The following is a 16,469-nucleotide window of genomic DNA, read 5'->3' on the forward strand; positions in this document are numbered from 1 at the left end:
GCTGGATGCCGGCTAGCTGACGGTCCGCATGCCACAACACCGTTCGGGCACGCCCACTCCTTCGCGGTGGCGGGTCGGAGGCGTCGGGTCGTATGCCTCCCCGTCGATCCCGTCGTGCGATCGACGGCGCTGATCGTATGGCCTTTCCGACCCGATCGGGAGGGCCCGCCCGCCGCATTCCCATCGATGGATCGCGCGGTCGCCGCACCGGTCCGTCCATCGTGGATGATCGAAGTCCCGGACGTGTCCGCAGCTCAACCGCTACGGCGAGGGGCGCGTGACGGCAATGTGGGCGGTCACTCGCGCGACCGTGACAAACCCGAAGAGAGACCTATCACACATACCTGGTTAGTAGGAATTAACCAGCTGGCAGGTTTGCCGCAACAACTTCATTGCAAGCAGACCCGCCCCGCACGTCGGTTCGCACCCGTCAGCTGCCCGTGGCGGTCAGGCGCCGCCGACGAGGGCCCTTCCCCGGGCCGCGTCGTCGGCGGTGAGGGCGAGCTTCGCCAGCCGCTCGCAGTCGGCGAACGTGTGCTCGGCGAGCGCGGCCCGTACCCACGGCAGGGCGGGTCCGGACATGGAGAGGCTGGTGACGCCGAGGCCGACCAGAACGGGCGCGAGCAGCGGGTCGGCGGCGGCCTCCCCGCAGACACCGACCGGCTTGCCGGCCGACCGCCCGGCCGCCGCCGCGGTGGCGATCAGCGCCAGCAGCGCCGGTTGCCACGGGTCGAGCAGTTCGGCCAGGTCACCGCACTGCCGGTCGGCGGCGAACGTGTACTGACTCAGGTCGTTGGTGCCGATGCTGAGGAAGTCGACAACCTCGAGGAGTTGACCGGCGCGCAGCGCCGCCGCCGGCACCTCGATCATCACACCGGCCTTCGGCAGCCCGGCGTCGCGCACCGCCTCGGCGAAACCGGCCGCCTCGGCGCGGGTCGCCACCATCGGGGCCATCACCCACACGTCCGCGCCGGTGTCGGCCGCCGCGCGGGCGATCGCTTCGAGCTGCGTACGCAGCACCGCAGGCTGCCGCCGGGCCACCCGCAGTCCACGGATGCCCAGCGCGGGGTTCGGTTCCTCCGGCTGACGCAGGAACGGCACCGGCTTGTCCGCCCCGGCGTCGAGGGTACGGATCACCACCCGACGTCCGCCCATCCGGGCGAACACCTCCCGGTACGCCGCCGCCTGCTCGTCGACCCCCGGTTCGCGGCTCCGGTCGAGGAAGAGCAACTCGGTCCGGAACAGGCCGACCCCCTCCGCGTCGTCCTCGGCCGGCGCCTCCCGCGCGGAACCGACGTTGGCCAGCAGCGCGACCGGGTGTCCGTCCGAGGTGCGACCCGGTCCGGAGGCACTGGCACCGGTCGTCGTCAGGACGGATCGGCGGGCGGCCAGCGCGGCGGCGTCGAGACCGGTCTCGACCGTGCCGGTGCCGCCGTCGACGAGCACCGGGCTGCCGTCGGTCAGTGCCCGCAGGCCGGTGACGCCGACGACGGCCGGCAGCCCGAGCGCGCGGGCCAGGATCGCGGTGTGGCTGGTCGGGCCGCCGACCTCGGTCACCAGCGCGACGACCTGCTCCGGGTCCAGGTCGACCGTGTCGGCCGGGGCGAGGTCACGGGCGGCGAGCACGTACGGGTGACCGGGTGCCGGCACCCCGGGCATCGGCAGTCCCAGACAGACGGCGACCGCCCGGTCGCGCAGGTCGTCGAGGTCGGCGACCCGCTCGGCGAGGTACCCGCCGGCCGCCTCGAACGCCGCCCGGTAGCCGGCGAAGGCTCCGTCGATCGCATGCGGGGCGTCCAGGCCGACCGCGACCTGCTCGCGTACGGCGTCGGCCAGGACCGGGTCGTCGGCCATCATCGCCTGGGCCCGCAGCACCTCGGCGACGGTCCGCTCGCGGGCCCGGTCGGCGCGTCGGCCGAGTTCGGTGACCACCTCGGTGAGCGCGGCCACCGCCCGATCGGCCTCGGCCGACGGGTCGGCGACCGGTCCCGGCGCGGGCAGCGTGGGGACCGCGCCGACCCACAGCAGCGGGCCGCCGGCCACCCCGCGACTGACCCCGATGCCGTGCAGTGGTCGCCCGGTCGACGGCTCAGGCATCGGCCTGCTCCTCCGCGTCGAGGTCGCGGACCAGCAGGTCGGCGAGGAGGTCCAGGGCGGCCTCGGCCCCCTCCCCCTCGGCCTCGATGACCACCTCGGTACCGCGCCGGGCGCCGAGGGAGAGCACCGAGAGCATGCTGTTGGCCGGTACCGGCCGCTTGTCAGCGACCCGGATGGTGACCCGGACCGGCTGCGCCGCGGCGGCCGCGACGAACAGCGCCGCCGGGCGGGCGTGCAGGCCGCTGGCGGATCCAACGGCTACCGTACGCGTGGGCATGGTGCCTCCCCCTCCTGAACTCCGGCGGTCCGGGTCAGGGCTCGATGGTGACCTTGATGGCCTCGCCCCGGGCGACGATGCCGAACGCGTCGATCGCCCGGTCCAGCGGGAGCCGGTGCGTGATCAGGTCGGCGACCGGAACCGACCCGGTGGCGATCAGCCGCAGCGCCTCGGCGTTCTGCGCCGGGCTGGAGCCGTTGGCGCCGACGATGGTCAGCTCCCGGTAGTGCACGAGGTTGGAGTCGCAGGCGATGATCGGGTTGTCCTTCGGCAGGCCGCCGAAGAAGCTGATCCGGCCCTGCCGGGCGGCCATTCCGATCGCCTGTTCCTGGGCGGCGCCGGAGGCGGCGGCGGTGATGACGACGTCCGCGCCACGTCCGTCGGTGAGCTTGAGGATCTCGTCGACCGGGTCGACCTCGGCACCGCAGATCGCCGCGTCCGGGGCGACGAGGGCGGCGGCCAGGTCCAGCCGGGTCCGGTTGAGGTCGACCAGGAAGACGCGGGCGGCGCCACGGGCGCGGGCCAGCCGTACGTGTAGGCAGCCGATCGGGCCCGAGCCGATGACCACCACGTCGTCGCCGGTGCCGACGCGGGCGAGAACCTGTCCGTTGAGGACGCAGGCGAGCGGTTCGGCGACCGACGCCGAGGCGAAGTCGACCCCGTCCGGGATCCGGTTGAGCCCGTCGACCGCCAGCACCTTCGCCGGTACGACCAGGTACTGCGCGAACCCGCCCTCGTAGTGGTAGCCCATCGACTCCTGGTTCGGGCAGACGGTCATCCGGCCCCGCCGGCACTCGGCGCACCGCCCGCAGGGGATGGCGGCGATGACCTGGACCCGGTCACCGGGGGCCCAGCCGTCCACGTCCGCCCCGGTCTCGACCACCTCACCGGCGATCTCGTGTCCCATCACGCGGGGCGGGTGGATGTGGTGGTGCCCGAATTTCGAGATCTTGACGTCGGTGCCGCAGGTGGAGCAGGCGCGTACCCGGATCTTGACGTCGCCGGGACCCGGCGTGGGCTCGGGTACGTCCTCGATCCGTACGTCACCGGGGGCGTGGAAACGAACGACCTTCATCAGTTGCTGTCCTCCCGTGCCGCCGCGAACAGGCGCAGCACGTCGTCGGGGTTGGTGGCCTCGCGCAGTTCGCGGGCCTGGTCGGGGTCGAGCAGGATGTCGGCGAGGCGGGCCAGGATCTCGACGTGCCCGTCGCCTCGGGCGGCGATGGCGACGCAGACGCTGACCGGCTGGCCGTCCCAGTCCACCGGCTCGGAGAACCGGAGCACGGCCAGCGCGTCGCGGTGGACGAGGTCCTTGCCGGCGAGGGTGCCGTGCGGGATGGCCACCCCTTCACCGATGTAGGTGGGTACGGAGCGTTCGCGGGCGAGCATGGTCTCCACGTACGCGGGGTCGGCCGCGCCGATCTCGACCAGCACCCGGCCGCAGCGGCGGATGGCGTCGTCCCGGTCGGTCGCGCTCTCGTTCAGGCGCAGGGCCTCGGGGGTGAGCAGTTCGGCCAGGTTGTCAGCCACTGATCTCGTCGCCCTTCTCGATCGCCTTGACCACCCTGGTCACCGCCGGGTCGCCGAGGAACACCTGGAACGGCACGACGATCTTGTCCGGGGCGCTGGCCCGGGCCCGGGCGGCCAGTCCGGTGTGGGTGACCACCACGTCGGCGTCGGCCGGGATGGAGTTGACCGGCGTGTGCTCGACCGTGACCGAGAACTTCTTGAGCTGTCTGCGGAGCTGGCTGGCGAGCATCACGCTGCTGCCCATGCCGGCGTCGCAGGCCACCACGATCTTGCGGACGTCCTTGCCGTTGATGCTGCCCATGGCGGGCACCCCTCTCGTTCGTACGGTGGTGGGTCAGCCTTCCGCGTTCGCCGTACGGGCTCCGGCCGGGCTGTCGCCGTCGGCGGCCGGCTGGCGTGGTTCGGGCAACTGGCCCTCGGCGGCGGCCTCGTCGGTTTCCTCGGCCGCCTCCTGGTCGCTCTTGAGCCGGCCGAAGCCGAGCAGTGCCGAGGCGACCACGAAGGAGACGGCGGCGGCGAGCAGGATGCCGAGGAAGACGCCGAACCAGCCGCCCTTCGGGGTGACCGCCGCGTAGGCGAAGATGCTGCCCGGCGACGGGGTGGCGACCAGTCCCGCCCCGGTGACCATGAAGGTGCCGACGCCGGTCGCGCCACCGGCGATGGCGGCGAGGATCAGCCGGGGCTTCATCAGCACGTACGGGAAGTAGATCTCGTGGATGCCACCGAGGAACTGAATGATCATGGCGGCCGGCACGCTCGGCCGCAGGCTACGGGGGCCGAAGACGAGGAACGCCGCGAGCAGGCCGAGACCGGGACCGGGATTCGACTCGATCATGAACAGGATGGACCTGCCGGTCTCCTGCGCCTCGGCCACGGCCAGCGGGCCGAGCACGCCGTGGTTGATCGCGTTGTTGAGGAAGAGCACCTTGGCCGGCTCGACCAGGACCGAGGCCAGCGGCAGCAGGTTGTTGCCGACCAACCAGTCGACGGCGTCACCGGCCCAGGTGGTGAGCTGCTCGACCACCGGGCCGATCACCCAGACCCCGACCAGGGCGAGGCCACCGCCGACGATGCCGGCGGAGAAGTTGTCGACCAGCATCTCGAAACCCGGTCTGATCCGGTCCTGCACCAGCCCGTCGAAGAGCTTGAGCAGGTACGCGGCGAGCGGGCCGATGATCATCGCACCGAGGAACATCGGCACGTCACTACCGACGACGACACCCATCGTCGCGACCGCGCCGACCACCGCACCCCGCTGCCCGTGCACCAGCCGACCGCCGGTGTATCCGATCAGGACCGGCAGCAGCACCCCGATCATCGGATCGACGAGCTGGGCCAGGTGCTCGTTGGGCAACCAACCGGTGGGGATGAACAGCGCCGTGATCAAACCCCAGGCGATGAACGCACCGATGTTGGGCATGACCATGCCGGCCAGATGGCCACCGATCCGTTGGACCCGGGCCTTGAACCCGGCTCCCTGGACCTCGGGGGTGTATGAGACGGCCATGAGGGGGACTCCTTCTCAGCGGATGGCGCGCGCCGGGGCGCGGGTGTGTTCGTCTGTCATCCCGGAGGTTCCGGGTCTGTGGCCGTACCCCGTGGTCTGCGTGCCGGTGGGTGCGCGGGTGGCCATGGCCGCGTCATCCCCGGGCGATCAGCGGCCGCACCAGGTCCGGCCGGGGATGCAGCCGTACGGTGTGCCGGTGCAGGTCGTCCGGGCCGGGCATCCGGCTGCCGGGCAGGCTGACCGCCGCCGCACCCCAGGCCAGGCCCTCGGCCAGCGCCTCGGATCCGTGCGCCCCGGCGGCCAGGAAACCGGCCAGCAGCGCGTCTCCGGCGCCGACGGTGCTGCGCGGCAGCGCGACCGGTGACTCACCGGTGACCACTCCGTCGTCGTCGACCAGCACCGCGCCGTCGGCGCCGAGGCTGGCCAGGACCGTGCCGGCTCCCCAGCCGCGCAGCCGCTCGGCGGCCTCGACCACGTCGCCGAGCGACCGCAGCGGGGTGCCGACCGCTTCGGCGAGCTCGTCCCGGTTCGGCTTGACCAGGGCCGCGCCGGCCCGGGCGGCCGCCCGCAACGCCGGGCCGCTGGTGTCGACCGCGAGCCGGACCCCGGCGGCGACCAGCCGGGCGCAGAGCTCACCGAACGCCCGCGCCGGCAGGCCGGGCGGCACGCTGCCGCAGGCCACCACCCATCGGGCGGAGACGGCGGCGGCCAGCACCGCGTCGGTGACCGCCGCGAACTCGTCCGCCGCGAGCACCGGCCCGGACTCGTTGATCTTCGTCACGGTGCCGTCCGGCTCGGCGAGCGTGATGTTCGACCTGGTACGCCCGGCAATCGGCACCGTGACCAGGTCGACTCCCTCGGCCCGCAGCAGCGAGACGAGTTGCGCGCCCTCGTCGCCGCCGCACGGCACCACGGCCCGCGACGCCACCCCGTTGGCCAGCAGCGCCCGGGAGACGTTGACCCCCTTGCCACCGGGGTCGAGATGTGCGGACGCGGCCCGGATCACCTCGCCCCGGACCAGCGCGCCGATCTCCATCGCCCGGTCCAGGCTGGGGTTGAGGGTGACAGTGACGATCATGCCCGGACCACCCGTACGCCCACGGCCTCGACCTCGTCGGCCAACTCCTCGTCGAGCCGGCTGTCGGTGATCAGCAGGTCGAGGTCGGCGAGGGTACCGAACCGGGCCAGGTAGTCGTTGCCGATCTTCGTGTGGTCGGCGAGCAGCACCACCCGGCGGGCCGCAGCGATCATCGCCCGTTTCACCGCCGCCTCCGCCGGGTCCGGCGTGGTCATCCCCCGCTCGACCGAACAGCCGTTGGTACCCATGAAGGCCACGTCGACGTACATCTCGGCGAGCGGGCGCAACGCCCAGTCGTCGACCGTGGCCAGGGTCTTGCCCCGAACCCGGCCACCGAGCAGCAGCACGCTGATGTTCGGCCGTGGCCCGAGCGTCGCGGCGAGGACCGGCGAGTTCACCACCACGGTCAGTTCACGGTCGGTGGGCAGCAGTTGGGCCAGCCGGGCGGTGGTGGTCCCGGCGTCGAGGATGATCGCCCCCTCCTGCGGCACCTCGGCCAGGGCAGCCTTGGCGATCCGCTCCTTCTCGGCGATCAGTACGGCGTCCCGGGTGGCGAGCGCGGGCTCGAAACCGATCCGCTCCACCGGGATCGCCCCGCCGTGCACCCGGCGGAGCATGCCAGCCCGCTCCAGCACGGTCAGGTCCCGGCGGATCGTCTCGGCGGTCACGTTCATGCCCTCGGCCAGCGCCATCACGTCCACGCGCCCGTCCGCCCGGGCGGTGCGCAGGATCTCCTGCTGGCGTTCCTCGGCGTACATCTGTGTTCACCCGCTTGCTCGTGTTGGCTTTGCCTTTGTTTACGCCCGTATCTGTGGGCAGTCAACACGTGCCCGTAACTTTCTCGTCATTTCCAGGGCCCGATCCAGGTAATCCTGGACATATCACCCCACCGATGTGTTTGGTTGTGTGGGTTTCTAGCCGGGTCCGGAATGACAGAACGCGTCCACCGTCGACGGTGGACGACCCGGACGTACGCGGACGGCTACGGGCGGCGGGCCACCGCGAGCAGGTGACTGCTCGCTCCGAGCAGGCTCCGCTCCTGCTCGACCCGCCGCAGCATCTCCAACATCAGATCCGTCCGGTCCGGATCGGCGAGGATCTCGTCCAGCCGGGGGCCGGACTGCCAGAGCGGGCCCTCGACCGCGACCAGCCGATCGACCAGCAGACCGGACTCCGCCACCTCGCCGGCCACCTCGTCCGGATGGTGAAAGTACGCGCTGATGAAGAACGTCGACTCCGGGTCGACGTTGCCGTGCACCCCGTCCACCAGGACGCGCTCGACCAGGCCACGGAACCGCGGGTCGTCGTAGAAGCCGTGCACGAAACCGTCGAACATCGACGCCCAGCGCGAGATCATCGCCGCCACCACCACGCCACCGGGTCGGACCACCCGAGCCGCCTCACGCCACGCCGAGACCCGCTGGTCCCGGTCGAGCAGGTGGTACAGCGGCCCGAGGAGCAACACCGCGTCGGCGCTCCCGTCGGCGGCGGGCAACTCGCGCGCGTCACCGAGCACGGCCGTCACACCGGGACGGGACGCCGCCTCGGCGACGTGCTCCGGGACGGGGTCGACCACCAGCACCCGGTAACCCGCCTCGGCCAACGGCCCGGCGTACACGCCGGTCGCGCCGCCGACGTCCAGCACCTCGGCCGGTGCCCCGGGCAGCACCCTGGTCAGCACGTCCCAGGTACGCAGGTACTCCAGCCGGCCCCGCCCGTCAGCGAGGCGGTTCCGCTCGCCGCCGCGCCGGTAGTAATCCATGATCTCTGATCTGAGCATGGCACCGATCGTGGAACCGCTACCGGGGATCGGCAAGCCATTAACCCCCTGGCCACCGCGTCCCGTCCGGGGAAACCGGAGCCTCGCGGCCGGGCACGGACCGCCCGCCGGGATACGTGAAGGGCGCTTCCGTTCCCGCCGGAACCCGTCACCCGTACGAGTGGCCGAGGTTACGATCCGGAGTATGACCCGAGGGTTGCTGGTACTCGGAGTAACCAGTGCCGTACTGGCGCTGCCATCGGTGACAACAGTCGGAGCCCCTGCTGCGGGGCCGGCCGCGGCGGCGGGACGGAGCACAGCGGGGTCGCCGACCACGGCGGGAGCGGGTACAGCGGACCGCCCCTGCCCGGCACCGACGCCACCGGTGGCCCGGCCGGTCCGGCCCGCGCCGCCGCCGCTCGATCCGGCCCACGCAACGGTCGGTGGGGCCGGGCTGGCAACTCCGGGCCTGGTGACCCCGCCCGCCACGGCGGCGCCACCACGGGTCAGCGCGACCTCGTGGCTGGTGGCCGACCTGGACAGCGGCGCGGTGCTCGGCGGCTGCGGTCCGCACCAGTACGGCGTACCGGCCAGCGTGCAGAAACTGCTACTGGCGGCGGCGGTGATGCCGCAGCTCGATCCGGCCGGCATGATCGAGGTGACCGGGTCGGACCTCGACTTCGAACCGGGCAGCTCGGCGGTGGGGTTGGTCGAGCGCGGCCGGTACTCGGTCGAGACACTCTGGCTGGGGCTGTTGCTCAACTCGGGCAACGACGCCGCGAACGTACTGGCCCGACTCGGTGGCGGGCCGGGCGGGATGGCCGGCGGTGTCGCGGCGATGAACAGCGAGGCCAGGCAGCTCGGCGCGTACCAGACGCATGCCGCCACGCCGTCCGGCCTGGACGGACCCGGCCAGTACACCAGCGCGTACGACGTGGCGCTGATCGCCCGCGCCTGCTTCGCCCGCGACGACTTCCGGCGGTACGCGGCGACGAAGATCGCCCAGGTACCCGCCCAGGCGGCAGACAACACGAAGGGCTACCCGATCTGGAACGACAACCAGCTGCTGCACCGCTACCCCGGCGCGCTGGGCGGCAAGACCGGCTACACCGATCTGGCCCGGCACAGCTTCGTCGGCGCCGCCGAACGGAACGGCCGTACGCTACTGGTCACCCTGCTCGGCGCGGAGACGGCGCCGCTCGCCGGCTGGCAGCAGGGCGCCGCACTGCTCGACTGGGGATTCGCTCTGCCCGCGAGCGCGAGCGTCGGTCAACTCGTCACCCGAGGACAGCTCAACGCGCAGGCGCAGCAGGCACCGGTCCCGGCGCAGGCCGCCGGAACCGCCGGCGCCCGGCGCGACGACCAGCGATCCCGGTCCGGAGGGCTGCTGATGGCCGGGTCCCCGGTCGTCGTACTCGGCGCGTTGGTGCTGGCCCTGCTCCTGTCGCGACGGGTCCGCCGTCGACGGGCCGGGGTCGACCAACCGGAGGTCGGCGGCGACCCGCATTCGGGCGGATCAGTGCCCGGCTGAGCGCGGGGCCGGGATTCGCGGCCCGGCGCCGCCGCGTCGGCGGGATCATCGGATCACCGGGCCGGCAGAAGCCCGCTCGCTCCGCCCACGGTCGCGACCGACGGGGACGCACCCCGGACGTACGTCACCGCGCCCACGGGGCGTGAAAATCGAACGGCCCCGATCCGCGTCCACGCGGACCGGGGCCGTTCCTCGATCGGATCCACCCAACGGGGTCCGCCCATTCGTGGCCGGTCGTGGTTACGACCGGCGCACCGATCAGCTGCGCCCCGCGCCGGTGTGCCCGACATGGGATCACCTTCAGGGACGTCCGCGACGCGATCCAGCATCACCTGCGCCCGGGGGCGACGGTGTCGCGGTTGTCGGATTGGGCAGGGACAATGATCGATACCAGCAGCCCGGTTCGGCCGGCACGGCGGAGGGTAGACGTGGCCCGACACACCGACCCGGACCAGCGTAGAGAGGACCACGATGACCCTTACCCGACGCGGTTTCCTGGAGGCGTCAGCCGTCACGGCGCTCGGCCCGCTCTGGACGACGACGACCACGGACCGCTCGGCACCACCCGGCTTCCCCGCCGGCATCGCGGTGTACCGGGAGACCTACCGGAACTGGGCGGGCGAGATCCGGACCGCCGGCCTGTGGACCTGTGTCCCCCACTCGGCGGCCGACGTGGTCGCCGTCGTGAACTGGGCACACGCCCAGGGGTTCACCGTCCGCCCACGCGGCTACCGGCACACCTGGTCACCGCTGACCGTACCCGACGGGACCGCCACGGACCGGGTCATCCTGGTCGACACGACCCGGGAACTGACCGCGATGGCGATCGTCTCGACCGCACCGGCGGCGGTCCGGGTACAGACCGGCGCGTCGATGGAGGACCTGCTCGGCTTCCTGGAGCAGCACGGCCTGGGCGTGACGAACACCCCGGCACCCGGTGAGCTGACCGTCGGCGGGGTCCTCGCCATCAACGGCCACGGCACGTCGGTACCGGCCGACGGTGAGACCCTCGCGCCGGGACACACCTACGGCTCACTGAGCAACCTGATCCTCTCGGTCACCGCCGTCGTGTGGGACACCGCCAGCGGCGCGTACGTCCTACGGACCTTCGACCGCGCCGATCCGGCCTGCACCGCCCTGCTCACCCACGTCGGCCGCGCGTTCCTCACCGAGGTGACGTTGCGGGTCGGGGCCAACCAGAACCTCCGCTGCGTCAGCACCGTCGACATTCCCGCCACGGAACTTTTCGCCCCGCCCGGCAGCGGCGCCCAACGTACGCTGGCCAGCTTCGTCGCCGCCGCCGGACGGGTCGAGGCGATCTGGTTCGCCTTCACCACCCACCCCTGGCTCAAGGTCTGGAGCGTCAGCCCGCACCGCCCACTGCTGTCCCGCCCCGTGGTCACGCCCTACAACTACGTCTTCTCGGACAACGTCCCGGAGCCGGTCGCCCTGCTCGCCGAACAACTACTGGGCGGCGCCTGGGCACTCGCGCCGACGTTCGGGCAGGTGCAGTTCACGACCGCCGCCACCGGCCTGACCGCCACCCTCGCCACCGACCTGTGGGGACCGTCGAAGAACCTGCTGCTCTACGTCAAACCCACGACGTTGCGGGAACACGCGAACGGCTACGCGGTGCACACCAGCCGCGGCTCGATCCAGCGGGTGGTCAGCGAGTTCGCCGCCTTCTACGAGCGGCAGCTCGCCGCCTACCGGGCACGCGGCGAGTTCCCGGTGACCGGCCAGGTGGAGATCCGGGTCGCCGGACTGGACCGGGCCGGGGACGTCGGCGTACCCGGGGCGCAACCACCGGCGCTCTCCGCCGCACGGCCCCGGGCCGACCACCCCGAGTGGGACGTGGTCGTCTGGTTCGACGTACTCACCTTCCCGAGCGCGCCCGGTGCCCACCGGTTCTACCGGGAGATGGAGCAGTTCTTCTTCGCCACCTACACCGGTGCGTACGCCGGTTGCCGGGTCGAGTGGTCGAAGGGCTGGGGGTACACCGACACCGCCGCCTGGGCCGAGCCGTCGATGCTGGCCGGGACGGTGCCCGACACCTACCGGCAGGGACCCGACCCGACCTGGGACCGGGCGATCACGGACCTCGACGCGTACGACCCGCACCGGTTGTTCAGCAACCCGTTCCTCGACCAGTTGCTACCGCGCCCGTCCTGATCGCCGATCGGCGGCCGGCCCGCGTCCGGAGTGCACTCCGGGGGTCTCAGACCAGCAGGGCCGGCCGCATCTCCGCGCCCAGATTGATCACGCCGACCACCCGGTTGTCGGCGGGGTGGTACACCTCGACGCTGTTGTTGCGCCGCATCAGTTCACGAACCGGGGGCGGCAGCGGCGGCGGCTTCTCCATCACCGCGCGAATCTGTTGAGCGGTCACGATCAGCCGATTGGCCAGCGCCGCGCCGTCGCTGTCCACCCGGACCCGGCCGTACTCCCAGCCGGCCGTAGTGAGGTCGAGCACCTCGAACACGTGGGCCAGCAGCGGCTCCGGATCGGTCACCCGCGCGAACCGGGACGCCCCGGCACCGAGGACCGTGGCGGCTGCCGCCACCTGCGCGTACGGGTGGAAGCCGCACGGCAGCGCGAACAGCGGCCAGCGCAACTCCGCCCCGGCCTCCCGCCACAGTGGCCGATAGTTGCGGCGGTCGACCACGACCCGATAGCCGGTACGACGATGCAGGTCGTAGGCCTGGGCGAGAAGCTCCGCATTGGCCTCGTCGGCAACCTCGCGCATGATCCTGGCCGCCACGAACAGGCCGTCGTCACCGTCGAGCAACTGGATGACCGCACCGACCTGGTCGGCGAACCGGACCTGCGCGGAAGCGCCGAAGCGGTGCCGGACGTCCGCCAGCAGTGCCTGCTGCTGGGCGGGATCATGCTGCACCTGCCGCCTACCCAGCAAGGACCGGAACCACCGCATGTATCGCCCCGTCTCAGCAGCCGCCACAGCAGCGGCAATGCTAGCCGAGGCCCTCCCCGGGCCTGCGGCGACCTCCGGTCGTTGCGGCGCTCGCGTGGTCCTGCCACGGTTGTCGACCGGCGGCTGTGGTCTCAGCGGTGGTGCGCACACCCGCTATGCATCCTAGGACCCTGGTCCGGTACGGCGGGCCAGGGTCCTAGGGATCGGAGTCCCGAGTGGTCAGAGTTGCGCACCGAGGTCTCCTGCGCCGGAATCTCGCCGTCGGCAACGAACGGGAAGCCGCCCTCGGTGACCGGGTGGACGCGGCGGACAACTTCTGGGACCAGGACGGTTGGAGCGACGCCCTGCTGCGTACCACCGATCCGGCGACCGCCCTGGCGCCGAGGTCACCGGCGGGCCGCCGCCACCGACCACCTTCCTGACCAACACCCTGGACCGGCGCCTCGGCGCTCCCATGACCCCCGGTGGATAGGCAGCCCGGCACGCTGCCGGGCCGCCTGTCGTCCACTCGACCGGGATGCCGTCGGGTCGTCCGCGCCGCCCCGGCTGTCAGCCGGCGGGGTCGGCGGCCGGCGGCGGCGCGTCGGCGATCGACTCGACCCGCACCCGGACGCCCGGATCCGGCCGCAGCGTGATCATGGGGTACGGCGTCACCTCGGTGTCCAGCAGGGTGTACCGCAGCCGCTGGGCGATGGTGGCCGCGATCAGCACGATCTCCATCAACGCGAAACCGGTCCCGATGCAGACCCGGGGGCCGCCGCCGAACGGCCAGTAGGCGTACTTCGGCAGTTTGGCCGTGCGCCCGTCGAGCCACCGGTCCGGGTCGAACTCGGTCGGCCGGTCGAACCAGCGCGGGTCGCGGTGGGTCACCCACTGGCTCATGGCGACCATGGTGCCGGCCTTCACCCGGAAGCCGCGGAACTCCACGTCCTCGTCCGGCACCCGGAACACCCGCCAGGCCGGCGGGTACAGCCGCAGCACCTCGTCGACCACGGCCCGCAGCAGTTTCAGCTGCGGCAACTTCTCCGGGGTCGGGCTGGTGCCCTCGAACACCGCGTCGACCTCGTCGTAGACGCGTCGGGCGAGGTCGGGCCGCCGGCCGAGGAAGTACCAGATCCAGGCCAGGGTGCTGGTGGTGGTCTCCTGCGCGGCGACGTACATGGTGACCAGTTCGTCGCGCAGCTGCTGGTCGGTCATCTGGGTGCCGTCGTCGTCGCGCGCCTCGACCAGCATGGCCAGCAGGTCCGAGTGCGTGCCCTCGGGCGCCTCGCGCCGGTTGCGGACGAACTCCGCCACCACGGCGTCGAAGTCGGCGATGGCCGAGTCGACCCGCCGCCGGTTCGGTGTCGGTACGAAGGCGGGCAACCGTTCCAGCACCATGCTGGCCAGTTCCGCGTTGAAACCCAGCATGATCTTGTCGAGGGCCTTGCTGGCCCGCGACGACTCGGCCTCGGTGTCCGTGCCGAAGAACGACATGGCGGCGACCCGCTGGGTCAGCCCACCCATCAGGATGCGCATGTCGAAGTCCTGGCCGGGCTCCCACTTGTCGATCATCTGTTGGGTGTAGGAGACCATCACGTCGGCGTAACCACGGATCCGCCGGCCGTGGAAGGCCGGCTGCGCCAGCCGACGCTGCGTACGCCAGAAGCTGCCCTCGCTGGTCACCAGTCCGTTGCCGAGGGTGTGCCGGAAGACGTAACCGATCTTCTTGTACTCCTGGTAGCCCTTGCGGAATCCCCGGGTCGTCTCCAGGTGCACGCGTTCGATGTCCTCGGGATGGCTCAGCAGCACCCACCGGTCGCCGGCCATGAAGAACTCGACCACGTCGCCGTGCGAGGCGTGCATGCCGTCGAAGAGCGCCAGCGGGTCGCGGATGAAGGCCCGCAGATGGCTGACCGCCGGAATCCGCTCCCGCAGCCGTGGCGCCGCGGTGCTGGTCATCGGCCTCGGATCGGTGGTGGTCATGGCATCGGATCCCCTTCGTTCGCCGGCCGGGCGTCGGCCGCGACGCCCGGTGTCACGTTGCTGTCGTGCCGGGCGCCCATGTCGTCAGCCGTGGACACGGGTGGCGAGCACCCGGAGCGTCTCGGTGGCGAGGATGGCGTGCCCGCGTCCGGTCGGGTGCTTGAAGTCGGCGCTGTAGACGTCACGGTCGGCGCACATCGGGTGGGCGAAGGCGTCCAGCACCAGCGCGCCGTGCCGCAGTGCCACGGCCCGGATGCGGTCGTTGAGGACCGGCAGCCGCTCCATCGCCCCACCGGCCAACTGCGGCACCGCCCGGACGATGTCCATCAGGGTCACCAGCACCACCGTGGCGCCGATGCCGGTCAGCCCGGCGACGATTGTGTCGAGCTCGGCTTCGACGGCATCGGCGTCGAAGGCCCGGCCGAACAGGTCGTTGCCACCGGCGACGACAACCGCGAGGTCCGGTGCGAAGGCGAGCCCGGCCGGCAACTGTTCGGCGACGACGGCGGCCGCCCGCAGGTCGCGGCGGGCCAGGTTGAGCAGTTCGAGTTCCGGTTGGGCGACGCCGAGCACCCGCCGGACCCGTTCGAACCAGGTCAGGTCGGCGTAGCCGGGCGACGGCTCCCCCAGACCCTCGGCGATGCTGTCACCGAGCACCAGGAACCGCCGCCAGGGCGCGGCCGCGAGCAGTCGGCGGGCCTCGTCGTCGGTGATGAGGTACGGGTCGTTCCGCTCGTCCATCGTGTCGTTCCTCGTCGTCGGTCGGCGCTCGGGAGCAGAACCGGCGTGGTTGTCCTCAGGCCCGGATCTCGACGCCGTGTTCACGGTCGTCGGTGAGGATCTCGAACAGCGCCCGGTGGGAGGCGCGCAGCGTGTCGACGGTGCCGGTGCCCCGGTCGGTGACGGTCAGCTCGCACGACCCGATCTTCGTGTTCAGGCAGTGCTTGATGCCGCCGGGCGGGTTGTAGTAGTTCAGCCCGACGAACGCCTGCCTCGGCGCGCTGATCCGGCCCTCGATCCGTACGTCGTCGTTGCCGGTGGCGAAGTCCCAGTCGAAGTAGCCGAACCGGCCCTTGGCCTTCCGGGCGGTGTTCGGCGAGTTCAGCGTGTACTCGCGGCCGTTGTGGCGCAGCACCAGCAGGGTCATGAACGGGGTCCTGATCGGACCGACCCTCGTCTGCGCGGTGATCACCTCCAGGAAGGTGTCCGGGGCGTCGTCGAAGCCGGCGACCTGGCCGAACGCGTAGTAGTCGGTGTGCTGGCTGCCCCAGTTGTGGTTCTGGCTGCCGACCCAGTCGTCGATCCCGATCTGCGTGCCGTTGACGGTCAGGGTGCCGCTGTAGCTGCTCAGCGGGGCGCCGACCAGGCTCTTGGCCTTGGGAAAGCCGCCCGAGTACATCGACCTGGGCAGCAGGTAGACCGGTTCCTGCCCGCCGGTGTACTTCAGGTCCCAGCCGATGGTGTTGCCGGAACTGCTCGCCTCGCCCCGCAGCCGGCCGGGTGAGAGCACCCGGTCGCCGATCCGCACCTGGAAGGCGTCCCGCGCCCAGGCGGTGTCGGCGAACGGGTGCTCCTCCTTGGTCGCCACGTGCTCGCCGGTCTCACCGTCGAAGAAGATCGACCACAGCTCGCCGATGGCCGCCTCGGGCCGGCCCTTCGGGCTGAAGATGGTGTACCGGATCCAGAACGCCAGCGGTCGGGTGGGATGGTTGCCGCGCTGGTAGAAGCTCTCGTAGTGGCCCTCCCGCTGGCCGGGGGTGTACTGGGTGAAGGACAGCCGCTCGTCGGTCATC

At 71.8% G+C, this 16,469-nt stretch carries 16 protein-coding genes; 3 read left to right on the forward strand and 13 right to left on the reverse strand.

All coding sequences use genetic code 11. The features are described from left to right. Positions 1-447 precede the first annotated feature (447 nt). The 9 genes from ptsP to ACZ6QQ_RS22605 form a co-directional block, all read right to left on the reverse strand. The gene (gene ptsP / locus ACZ6QQ_RS22565) at positions 448-2,097 is read right to left on the reverse strand and encodes a phosphoenolpyruvate--protein phosphotransferase (protein WP_465878768.1); all 1,650 of its coding nucleotides are present in this window, start codon (positions 2,095-2,097) and stop codon (positions 448-450) included. Then, complete coding sequence (locus ACZ6QQ_RS22570; protein WP_465878769.1) at positions 2,090-2,374, reverse strand: HPr family phosphocarrier protein; 285 nt, start codon at positions 2,372-2,374, stop codon at positions 2,090-2,092. Before ACZ6QQ_RS22570 ends, ptsP begins: the two co-directional genes overlap by 8 nt. A 34-nt stretch (positions 2,375-2,408) precedes the next feature. Then, complete coding sequence (locus ACZ6QQ_RS22575) at positions 2,409-3,449, reverse strand: zinc-dependent dehydrogenase (protein ID WP_465878771.1); 1,041 nt, start codon at positions 3,447-3,449, stop codon at positions 2,409-2,411. After that, a complete protein-coding gene (locus tag ACZ6QQ_RS22580) occupies positions 3,449-3,904 on the reverse strand; it encodes a PTS mannitol transporter subunit IIA (RefSeq protein ID WP_465878772.1) in 456 nt (151 codons plus the stop codon). Before ACZ6QQ_RS22580 ends, ACZ6QQ_RS22575 begins: the two co-directional genes overlap by 1 nt. Next, complete coding sequence (locus tag ACZ6QQ_RS22585) at positions 3,897-4,205, reverse strand: PTS lactose transporter subunit IIB (RefSeq protein ID WP_465878774.1); 309 nt, start codon at positions 4,203-4,205, stop codon at positions 3,897-3,899. The genes ACZ6QQ_RS22580 and ACZ6QQ_RS22585 overlap by 8 nt, the downstream gene beginning before the upstream one ends. A gap of 33 nt (positions 4,206-4,238) precedes the next feature. Further along, on the reverse strand, positions 4,239-5,411 hold the full coding sequence (gene mtlA / locus ACZ6QQ_RS22590) for a mannitol-specific PTS transporter subunit IIC (RefSeq protein WP_465878777.1): 1,173 nt from the start codon (positions 5,409-5,411) through the stop codon (positions 4,239-4,241). A gap of 133 nt (positions 5,412-5,544) precedes the next feature. Continuing rightward, positions 5,545-6,489 (reverse strand): 1-phosphofructokinase, encoded by a 945-nt coding sequence (gene pfkB, locus ACZ6QQ_RS22595; RefSeq protein ID WP_465878778.1) that lies wholly within the window; start codon positions 6,487-6,489, stop codon positions 5,545-5,547. After that, positions 6,486-7,247 (reverse strand): DeoR/GlpR family DNA-binding transcription regulator, encoded by a 762-nt coding sequence (locus ACZ6QQ_RS22600; RefSeq protein WP_465878779.1) that lies wholly within the window; start codon positions 7,245-7,247, stop codon positions 6,486-6,488. Before ACZ6QQ_RS22600 ends, pfkB begins: the two co-directional genes overlap by 4 nt. A 224-nt stretch (positions 7,248-7,471) precedes the next feature. Beyond that, on the reverse strand, positions 7,472-8,269 hold the full coding sequence (locus tag ACZ6QQ_RS22605; protein WP_465878780.1) for a class I SAM-dependent methyltransferase: 798 nt from the start codon (positions 8,267-8,269) through the stop codon (positions 7,472-7,474). A 184-nt stretch (positions 8,270-8,453) separates the two neighbouring features. On the opposite strand from ACZ6QQ_RS22605, the gene ACZ6QQ_RS22610 reads away from it, so the two are divergent. After that, positions 8,454-9,779 (forward strand): D-alanyl-D-alanine carboxypeptidase family protein, encoded by a 1,326-nt coding sequence (locus tag ACZ6QQ_RS22610; protein WP_465878781.1) that lies wholly within the window; start codon positions 8,454-8,456, stop codon positions 9,777-9,779. 471 nt (positions 9,780-10,250) lie between these two features. After that, positions 10,251-11,951 (forward strand): cholesterol oxidase substrate-binding domain-containing protein, encoded by a 1,701-nt coding sequence (locus tag ACZ6QQ_RS22615; protein WP_465878782.1) that lies wholly within the window; start codon positions 10,251-10,253, stop codon positions 11,949-11,951. Between the two features lie 46 nt (positions 11,952-11,997). Here the strand turns inward: ACZ6QQ_RS22615 and ACZ6QQ_RS22620 are convergent, their stop codons facing one another. Next, positions 11,998-12,675, reverse strand: coding sequence for a hypothetical protein (locus tag ACZ6QQ_RS22620; RefSeq protein ID WP_465878783.1), 678 nt, complete (start codon positions 12,673-12,675; stop codon positions 11,998-12,000). Positions 12,676-12,926: 251 nt separating this feature from the next. On the opposite strand from ACZ6QQ_RS22620, the gene ACZ6QQ_RS22625 reads away from it, so the two are divergent. Next, the gene (locus ACZ6QQ_RS22625) at positions 12,927-13,133 is read left to right on the forward strand and encodes a hypothetical protein (protein ID WP_465878784.1); all 207 of its coding nucleotides are present in this window, start codon (positions 12,927-12,929) and stop codon (positions 13,131-13,133) included. A 127-nt stretch (positions 13,134-13,260) separates the two neighbouring features. On the opposite strand, the gene ACZ6QQ_RS22630 is transcribed toward ACZ6QQ_RS22625, so the two are convergent. The 3 genes from ACZ6QQ_RS22630 to ACZ6QQ_RS22640 all read right to left on the reverse strand — a co-directional run bounded on the left by ACZ6QQ_RS22630 (position 13,261) and on the right by ACZ6QQ_RS22640 (position 16,468). After that, positions 13,261-14,676 carry a cytochrome P450 gene (locus ACZ6QQ_RS22630; protein ID WP_465878785.1) on the reverse strand — a complete coding sequence of 472 codons (1,416 nt, stop codon included), beginning with the start codon at positions 14,674-14,676 and terminating at the stop codon, positions 13,261-13,263. Positions 14,677-14,760: 84 nt separating this feature from the next. Further along, positions 14,761-15,417, reverse strand: coding sequence for an SGNH/GDSL hydrolase family protein (locus ACZ6QQ_RS22635; protein WP_465878786.1), 657 nt, complete (start codon positions 15,415-15,417; stop codon positions 14,761-14,763). Between the two features lie 55 nt (positions 15,418-15,472). Beyond that, a complete protein-coding gene (locus ACZ6QQ_RS22640) occupies positions 15,473-16,468 on the reverse strand; it encodes a hypothetical protein (protein WP_465878787.1) in 996 nt (331 codons plus the stop codon). Position 16,469: the final 1 nt, after the last annotated feature.

The sequence above is a fragment of the Micromonospora sp. NPDC049529 genome (assembly GCF_055586685.1).

What these genes read in the sequence shown, in the direction of transcription:
- ACZ6QQ_RS22640 (WP_465878787.1), bottom strand. Translation starts at nt 16,468, where the DNA reads ATGACCGACGAGCGGCTGTCCTTCACCCAGTACACCCCCGGCCAGCGG.
- ACZ6QQ_RS22610 (WP_465878781.1), top strand. Translation starts at nt 8,454, where the DNA reads ATGACCCGAGGGTTGCTGGTACTCGGAGTAACCAGTGCCGTACTGGCG.
- ACZ6QQ_RS22635 (WP_465878786.1), bottom strand. Translation starts at nt 15,417, where the DNA reads ATGGACGAGCGGAACGACCCGTACCTCATCACCGACGACGAGGCCCGC.
- ACZ6QQ_RS22605 (WP_465878780.1), bottom strand. Translation starts at nt 8,269, where the DNA reads ATGCTCAGATCAGAGATCATGGATTACTACCGGCGCGGCGGCGAGCGG.
- ACZ6QQ_RS22585 (WP_465878774.1), bottom strand. Translation starts at nt 4,205, where the DNA reads ATGGGCAGCATCAACGGCAAGGACGTCCGCAAGATCGTGGTGGCCTGC.
- mtlA (WP_465878777.1), bottom strand. Translation starts at nt 5,411, where the DNA reads ATGGCCGTCTCATACACCCCCGAGGTCCAGGGAGCCGGGTTCAAGGCC.
- ACZ6QQ_RS22575 (WP_465878771.1), bottom strand. Translation starts at nt 3,449, where the DNA reads ATGAAGGTCGTTCGTTTCCACGCCCCCGGTGACGTACGGATCGAGGAC.
- ACZ6QQ_RS22630 (WP_465878785.1), bottom strand. Translation starts at nt 14,676, where the DNA reads ATGACCACCACCGATCCGAGGCCGATGACCAGCACCGCGGCGCCACGG.
- ACZ6QQ_RS22570 (WP_465878769.1), bottom strand. Translation starts at nt 2,374, where the DNA reads ATGCCCACGCGTACGGTAGCCGTTGGATCCGCCAGCGGCCTGCACGCC.
- pfkB (WP_465878778.1), bottom strand. Translation starts at nt 6,489, where the DNA reads ATGATCGTCACTGTCACCCTCAACCCCAGCCTGGACCGGGCGATGGAG.
- ptsP (WP_465878768.1), bottom strand. Translation starts at nt 2,097, where the DNA reads ATGCCTGAGCCGTCGACCGGGCGACCACTGCACGGCATCGGGGTCAGT.
- ACZ6QQ_RS22615 (WP_465878782.1), top strand. Translation starts at nt 10,251, where the DNA reads ATGACCCTTACCCGACGCGGTTTCCTGGAGGCGTCAGCCGTCACGGCG.
- ACZ6QQ_RS22600 (WP_465878779.1), bottom strand. Translation starts at nt 7,247, where the DNA reads ATGTACGCCGAGGAACGCCAGCAGGAGATCCTGCGCACCGCCCGGGCG.